This is a genomic window from Streptomyces sp. NRRL S-920, from assembly GCF_000717945.1.
Classification (GTDB): Bacteria; Actinomycetota; Actinomycetes; order Streptomycetales; family Streptomycetaceae; genus Streptomyces; species Streptomyces alboniger.
Genome location: NZ_JODF01000070.1, coordinates 26,146 through 32,866 on the forward strand (window position 1 = coordinate 26,146; position 6,721 = coordinate 32,866).

General features: G+C 72.2%; 7 protein-coding genes. 1 reads left to right on the forward strand and 6 read right to left on the reverse strand.

Translation table 11 applies throughout. The features are described from left to right. Nucleotides 1–111 precede the first annotated feature (111 nt). Together IG54_RS0132375 and IG54_RS40830 are read right to left on the reverse strand one after the other, a co-directional pair. The gene (locus IG54_RS0132375) at nt 112–1,311 is read right to left on the reverse strand and encodes a beta-ketoacyl-[acyl-carrier-protein] synthase family protein (protein WP_030792936.1); all 1,200 of its coding nucleotides are present in this window, start codon (nt 1,309–1,311) and stop codon (nt 112–114) included. Next, nucleotides 1,308–1,610 carry an acyl carrier protein gene (locus IG54_RS40830; protein ID WP_158708971.1) on the reverse strand — a complete coding sequence of 101 codons (303 nt, stop codon included), beginning with the start codon at nt 1,608–1,610 and terminating at the stop codon, nt 1,308–1,310. The genes IG54_RS0132375 and IG54_RS40830 overlap by 4 nt, the downstream gene beginning before the upstream one ends. 109 nt (nt 1,611–1,719) lie before the next feature. Here IG54_RS40830 and IG54_RS38545 point away from each other — a divergent pair, with 109 nt between their 5' ends. Next, a complete protein-coding gene (locus IG54_RS38545; protein WP_051820247.1) occupies nt 1,720–2,469 on the forward strand; it encodes a lysophospholipid acyltransferase family protein in 750 nt (249 codons plus the stop codon). Nucleotides 2,470–2,504: 35 nt separating this feature from the next. On the opposite strand, the gene IG54_RS0132390 is transcribed toward IG54_RS38545, so the two are convergent. From IG54_RS0132390 to IG54_RS43250, 4 genes are all read right to left on the reverse strand, one after another. Further along, nucleotides 2,505–3,959 (reverse strand): hypothetical protein, encoded by a 1,455-nt coding sequence (locus IG54_RS0132390; RefSeq protein WP_030792941.1) that lies wholly within the window; start codon nt 3,957–3,959, stop codon nt 2,505–2,507. 40 nt (nt 3,960–3,999) lie between these two features. Next, complete coding sequence (locus tag IG54_RS0132395) at nt 4,000–5,418, reverse strand: lipase family protein (RefSeq protein WP_158708972.1); 1,419 nt, start codon at nt 5,416–5,418, stop codon at nt 4,000–4,002. Between the two features lie 141 nt (nt 5,419–5,559). Beyond that, nucleotides 5,560–6,309 (reverse strand): DUF4239 domain-containing protein, encoded by a 750-nt coding sequence (locus IG54_RS0132400; protein ID WP_030792947.1) that lies wholly within the window; start codon nt 6,307–6,309, stop codon nt 5,560–5,562. 72 nt (nt 6,310–6,381) lie between these two features. Further along, a partial coding sequence (locus tag IG54_RS43250) for a hypothetical protein (protein ID WP_234336434.1) occupies nt 6,382–6,721 on the reverse strand: 340 nt, incomplete at its 5' end.

Here is a 6,721-nt window from a genome sequence, read left to right on the forward strand (position 1 = left end):
GCGAAATGAGGCAAAGTTTCAACAGAATTCGCAGCTAAACGCTCGAATTTCCGTCCTGGGTGCTCTGCTCACGCCGGACGGCCGCCGCCCGGCCGCGGGTGCGAGCCCGTGTCACGGCTTCGCCAGGACCACGACCGCGTTGTGTCCCCCGAACCCGAAGGAGTTGCTGACGGCGACGGTCGTCGCCTGCCGGCGGGACGACCCCGTGACGAGGTCGATGGCGAACGCCGGGTCGGGCTCGCTCAGTCCCGCGACCGACGGAACGATGTCCTCGCGCAGGGCGAGCACGGTCAGGGCGGCCTCGATGGCGCCCGCCGCGCCCAGGGTGTGGCCGAGGGTGCCCTTGGCGGAGGTGACGGGCGGACCGTGCGGGAAGACCCGGGCCAGGATGCCCGCTTCCACCGCGTCACCCCGCGGGGTCGACGTGCCGTGCGCGTTGACGTGGCCGACCTCCCCGGGGCCGATCCCGGCCTCCTCGAGCGCGGTCCGCAGAGCCCGTTCGGCCTCCCGCCCCTCGGGGTGCGGCGCCACCAGGTGATGGGCGTCGGTCGTGGCTCCGTACCCGATGAGCCGCGCCAGATGCGGCGCCGAGCGAGCGGCTGCGTGCTCGGGCCGCTCCAGGATCAGGGCCCCCGCGCCCTCGGCGATGACGAAGCCGTCGCGGGCGGCGTCGAACGGGCGAGAGCCCTGGTCGGACAGCGCGCCCAGTTGGGCGAAGCCGGTCACGACGGCCGGGGTCACCGCGGCGTCGGCGCCGCACACGAGGGCGATGTCGCACTTGTCCGCGGCGAGGAGGTCGCGGGCCGTGCCGAGGGCGGTGGCCCCGGAAGCGCACGCGGTCGCGACGTTCAGGACCGGCCCCCGTACGCCCAGGTGCAAGGCGATGGTCGCGGACACCATGTTGATCAGATAGCCGGTCAGGAAGTAGGGCGAGACGCTCGTCGGGCCGTCGGCGGCCAACCTCGCGGCGGCGGCCCGCGCGGAGTGCATGCCGCCGAGAGAGCAGCCGGTGACGACGGCCACGCGGGCCGGGTCCCAGTCGCCGGGGTCGAGTTCGGCCCGCTCCAGCGCCTGCGCGACGGCGGCAAGGCCCATGCGCGCACAGGGGTCGGCCCGCGGGGTGGGGCCGCTTTTCCACGCCGTGTCCGTGAGGTCGGCGCGGCAGCTCAGGGAGACCGGGAGGTCCCTCAACTCCGGGTCCCGGCGGGCGGTGGCGCGGCCCTCGCGGACGGCGGCCCAGGTGGCTTCCGCATCGCCCGCCGCGGTGAGCAGACCGAGCCCCGTCACGGTGACGTCGGGCTCCCGGCTCACCCGGCACGTCGCTGGTCGACGCGAGCGGTGAACTCGGCGAAGGTGAGTTCCCGCAGCTCATCCTCGGTGGCGACGACGCCGAACCGGTCCTTGAGCGCGATGGCCATCTCCACGACCATCAGCGAGTCGGCGAGCAGGTCGGTCATGGGGGCGTCCGCTCTGATGGCCGCCGTACTGACTTGGAAGTGGTCGACGAGCAGGCCGGCGATCAGGTCCGCGGTCCCGGTCGAGAGCGTAGGCGTAGGCGTATCGGGCGTAGTGGGTGCGGCGGGTGCAGCGGGTGTCACGGAGGAATTCATGGCGCCTTCCCTGACGGATGAACCCGAAATCGGGCCGTTAGTTAAAAGGACCACCTGATTGGGTTCTTCAGTCTTGCGGTAGTCCATTTTCAGTAGAAAGTGAGAACTAATGGCGGAATCGAATCCCAAGTCACTCGACGAGATCGCCACCGACGCGGTGAGCGGCGTGCTGGGCTGGTTGGCCGACGACTACCTCCGGGTCGAGGTGTCGGGCCTGGACAACATCCCGGACCGCGGGCCCGCCATGCTCATCGCCAATCACTCCGGGGCGTTCGGTCTCGACGCGCTCGTCCTGCACAATCTGCTGCTCCGGGAACTGTCCCGCCCGGTCTACTTCTACGCCTCCCCAGTCGTCTTCCGGCTGCCCGCGGTGGCCTCGTACGCACGACACCACGGCGTCTTCGCCGACGATCCGACCCTGGGCCGCGACCGGCTGACCGACGGCCACCTCGTCGGGGTGTTCCCCGAGGGGCTCGACGGGGTCGCCAAGCCGTTCTCACAGCGCTATCGGCTGCGGCCCTTCAGCCCCGGATTCGCGGTCACCGCGATGCGGACCGGTGCGCCGGTCATTCCGGTGTCGATCGTGGGAGCCGAGGAGACCTATCCGAAACTCGGGAGCATCACGTCGCTGGCCCGCCGGTTCGACCTCCCCTATTTTCCCCTCACCACGCTGCTGCCGCTCCCGGCGAAGTGGCGCATCACCGTGGGCGAACCGGTCACCGGGTCCGTAACCCCCGAGGCCTCCGATTCCTTCGCCGAACGGTCCGCCGCGGCGCGTCGGTTGTGCGACGGGGTCTGGATCACCGTGCAGGCCATGGTCGACCGGGACGTACGCCGACGGACGAACCCGTTCTGGTGACGGCCCCGGCCCGAGGGAGGGAGGGAGGCCGGGGCTCACCTCGCGAACCACTGCGCGGCGCGGCTCACGTCCGCGGCCGCCCGGGCGCAGCGTTCGGCATGGGCCAGCAGCGTCATCCGGCACTGCTCCCCGAAGGCGTCCTGGTTCCAGCCGGGCTGCCGCGCGCACTCGGCGAGCTGTCGGGCGTGCTCCTCCAGGCGGCGGGCGCTGTCGGAGGCGAGGGCGGCGTGGCGGGCACTCCCGCGTCCCCCGACCGGAGCGGCGGCGCCCGCGCCGGGGATGAACGTTCCGTCGGCCATGGCCACGGCCATGTGCGGGTGGACGTCCGTGAGAGCGAGGTCGAGGGAGTCCGCGTGGAGATCCGCCGGTAGCGCGTCACGCTCGACCTGGGGGGAGAGCACGACCGGTTCGGCGTGCCGCAGCAGGGCGCGGGTGAGTTCACAGGCGGCCAGCACGGCCAGTTCGGCCGCGGCGCAGGGTTCGGGAGCCGCGCACAGCGACGCCGACGGGGCGTCGTCCCCATGCCCCCGCGTAGGGTCCAGATCGCGCAGCCAGGCGGTCGCGTACAGGATCTCGGTGCCCGCGTCGACGCCCGTGCCGCGCCACCGGAACGGGGCGCGGACCTCGTGCACCGTGGCGGACAGGGGCGGGTAGTGGCGCAGCGCCGACCCCACGGCCTGCTCCACCCGGTCGATGGCGGGCGCGGCGGGACGGACCGACGCGAGCGCCAGAGCCTGCGGCACCGTGTCGCTGAGCGCCCGGGTGACGGTCTCCAGGACGTGCTCGACCACACCGTCCCTCGAACCGTCGTCGGGGACCGCCGCGGCGACCGAGTCGGGGGCCGGGTCATGGACGTACGGATCGAGGCGGCGGCGCAGCGCGGCGACGCGAGCGGCGTACTCGGTGGCGTCCGCGGCATGCAGCGTCGCTTCGAGGATGTCGTTGACGAGGGTGTCGTCGCCCGCCCCGTCACCGAACACGAGCCGCCGTGCGAGCCGCCGGGTGACGGCACACCAGTCGGCGCGGTCCAGGGCGGAGTTGGCGCCCCGCACGGCGAGGATCTCCAGGGCCTCCTCGGCGGCGACCGCCCGCACCCGCGCGCTCAGGGACGCGAGCGCGACGGGCAGCGGGGTGTGCGCCGAGAGCCGCAGCCGGCGGCCGTGGGAGGTCAGACCGGTGACGGCGCCGCGGGCACCGGCCTCCTCGGCGGCGCCGATCAGGCTCCGGGCGTCCTCGGCGTTCAGCGGGGTCAAGAGGGTGCCGAACGCCGTACGCAGCAGGATCGGCCGGCCGCGCGCGGTACGCCGCAGTTGTGCGAGGACCTGACGCGTCAGATACCGCCGGGTGAACACCTTGAGGCCCAGTGCTCGGGCCGGGGCGTCGATCCACGAGATGCGCTGGGCGGCCATGGCCGCACTGACCAGGGCGTTCTCCAGAGGCCAGGCTGTCGTGGGCCGACGGAGCACGGTCGTGATGTCGCTGGCGTTCATCGCCGGCCTCCCGGGAAGCGAGAGCGGGTCATGGCGGGGGTCATCGGTCCAGCAGCAGATAGGGCTGGTTGCCGACGATCTCTCCGTCGTACGTGGTGATCAGCGCGTTCACCTGCGTGCGGTACGGCAGTCGGTCACCGCGCAGCGTGTTCGCGTACGCCTGGGGCGAGTGCGACAAGGGGTAGTCGTACGTCTCGTCCACCCACGTCAGTTCGAGCCAGTCGTCGGGGATGTCGATGGCCGAGGCCGGTCCTCGCCCGTCGAGGCCGGGGATGACGTCGTACTTGTTGACGAGACTGACCACGCGGACGGTGGGATCGATCGCGCGCTTGGCGTCGATGGGCGACCCGACGGTGAGCACGTGAGTGAGCCGGTACGTGGACACGAAGTCCAGATCGGACGCCAAGTTCATGGCGGTGATGCCACCGAGACTGTGCCCGACGATCATCATCTCGGCACCCTCGGGCACTCCCGCGCGCACGAGGAGATGTTTGATGGAACGCGTGTACGTGGTGTCGGCGCGCAGCAACCCGTCGAACGCCCCGATGAGATCCTGCGGGCCGCGATTCCGCAGGCGTCCGAAGCCGGTGCCCGGCAGCAGCAGGACGTACCGTTCCGCGCCGTCCGCGCAGCGGATGCGGCGCAGCAGCGAGAGGCCGTGGTTGCCGAGCGCGGAGATGTCGTCGATGTAGCGGACGATGTCGTTGCCCGAGCGGGCCAGGACCCGGCAGAGCAGGGCGTCGGGCTCGGCGCGTTCGGCCTGCCCCGTGCCCTGGTTGAAGCGCCGGAGCAGCCCGCGGGGCAGCCCCAGGAGGGGCTCGGTGGTGGGTATGCCGCCGGCCAGGGTCACCCAGGCGAAGCTGTCGTTGGTCGGGTTCTCGTCGAGGAGCGTGAGGAGCGCGAGCAGCTCCATGATGACGGGGCTGAGCGTGGTGAGCGTGCGGGTGACACCGAGCAGTCGCACCAACTCCCGTGCGGCACGCAGCGCTTCTACTCTGCGACCGGCCACGACGGCGTCGGTGAGGCGCTTGGCGAGCGGCACGGCCAGGTTGGGATGCTCACCGGTGGCGGCCTCGATGCGCAGGGTGAAGGCGTCGACCGCCATCGTCACCGGGGCCGCCTTGCGTCGGGCGACGGTGGCCATGGACCGCGCGACCTCGCCGACCGGGCCGCCGTTGACGGCGAACCCGAGACCCGCGGAGTTCGTCACGGCACGCCCCACCGCCAGCGCGGTGCCGAGCCCCCACATGGGGTGGCGTACGGCGCGTAGCCCGAACCGCCAGCTGGAGCAGGCGGCGGTCAGCTCCGCCCCGGACCTGCGCGCGGCCAGAGCGGCGTCCGCCAGCAGTACGGAGGCCTCCATCAGCAGGGCGGGGTCGGTGCGCCGAGCGGTCGCGGCGGCGTACGGGGCGCCGACCGGCGCCTGCTCAGCGATCCCGCCCGCAGTCTCGGCCGTCATCGTGCCCACCTCGCTCCAGAGTGCCGGGGACCTCAGCGGGTCCTTCCCGTAGTACATCCGGCGGAGCGCCGGGGGCAGGGCTGCTGCGGCCGTTCGGGTGCGTCGGCGCGTGGGAGGGACGGCGTGGGAGGGACGCGTCGGCTAGGCCCCGGGGAAGTACCTGCCGAAGGCCGACGAGTCGACCGCCATGGGGCCCTCGAACGGCTGGTCGAGTTGGTAGATGAGCAGCACGGTCAGGGTGATCAGACCGGTGAGGCCCATCACCATGACGACATGGGTGGCGCTGCGCTGGATGCCGAACATGAACATGAACGCGATGGTGAGCAGTCCGCCGCTCAGCAGGCCGAACCAGAGCACCGGCGAGAGGCCGTCGCGTGCGTCCGCCTCCCGTCCCCGACGCGCGTCGTCCAGGACCAAGAGCTGGGCCAGCACCTCTTGTGCGGTCGCCTGTTCGATGGGCTTGGCGTCGGGGGACACCTGGTTGGCGCTCCGCACGTTCCGCAGCAGGTGCCAGCCCTCCTGCGCCGGGGGATGCCCTTCCGCCTGGGCCGGCAGCTCGACGCGCGTCGTGTGCCGTACGTACCGCGTCACACTGTCGCGTAGACGCACCGCCTCGGCGGCGGGCAGGCTGTCGGCGAGCTGGTAGATCTCGTGGGCCGCGCCCGCCTCGATCTGCATATGCTCCTCCGCGCTGGACCGGCTCTCCCAGACCGACACCAGGGAGAGCCCGAGCAGCAGCGCGTACAGCACGCCGACCATCATCGCGATGTACTCGGCGACGTCCTCGCGCGGTTCGCAGTCGTCGTCCCTGGGCCAGTAGCGGTGGTGCAGGAGCACGCCCGCGGCGGCCAGCAGGGACACGCCCAGGACCAGCCCGATCGTTTCCGTCATCGATTCCCTTTCTGCGGCAGGGGCGGCTGGGTCGGCGGACGCGGCCGGGGCGGGCTGGAGGGCGCCCTCGGATCACTTCAGGCGAGTGCCGAGAAGGATCGCCGCCAGGACGGCCGGCAGCACGACGAGGAACAGGATGGCCAGCAGGCCGGTCCCGGTGGGGCCATGTCCCGGACGATAGAGGTGGTCCATGATCGGTACATCTTGGCCGGCCTGTCGCGGTACCGGCGCCACCCGGGAGGTGTCCGGGTCCAGGAGGGGTGGCGGCGGCGCGATGCCCGCCACGAAGGGCGGCGGGGCCACTCCTGCCACGAGGGGTGGCGGGGCAATCCCGGCGCCGGGAGGCGGCGGGGCGATTCCGGCCACGGGGGGCGGTGGGGCAATTCCGGCCACGGCGGGTGGCGGGGAGATC

Coding starts and splice junctions, on each gene's coding strand:
- IG54_RS0132390 (WP_030792941.1), bottom strand. CDS start 3,959: ATGAACGCCAGCGACATCACGACCGTGCTCCGTCGGCCCACGACAGCC.
- IG54_RS0132395 (WP_158708972.1), bottom strand. CDS start 5,418: ATGACGGCCGAGACTGCGGGCGGGATCGCTGAGCAGGCGCCGGTCGGC.
- IG54_RS0132400 (WP_030792947.1), bottom strand. CDS start 6,309: ATGACGGAAACGATCGGGCTGGTCCTGGGCGTGTCCCTGCTGGCCGCC.
- IG54_RS38545 (WP_051820247.1), top strand. CDS start 1,720: ATGGCGGAATCGAATCCCAAGTCACTCGACGAGATCGCCACCGACGCG.
- IG54_RS40830 (WP_158708971.1), bottom strand. CDS start 1,610: ATGAATTCCTCCGTGACACCCGCTGCACCCGCCGCACCCACTACGCCC.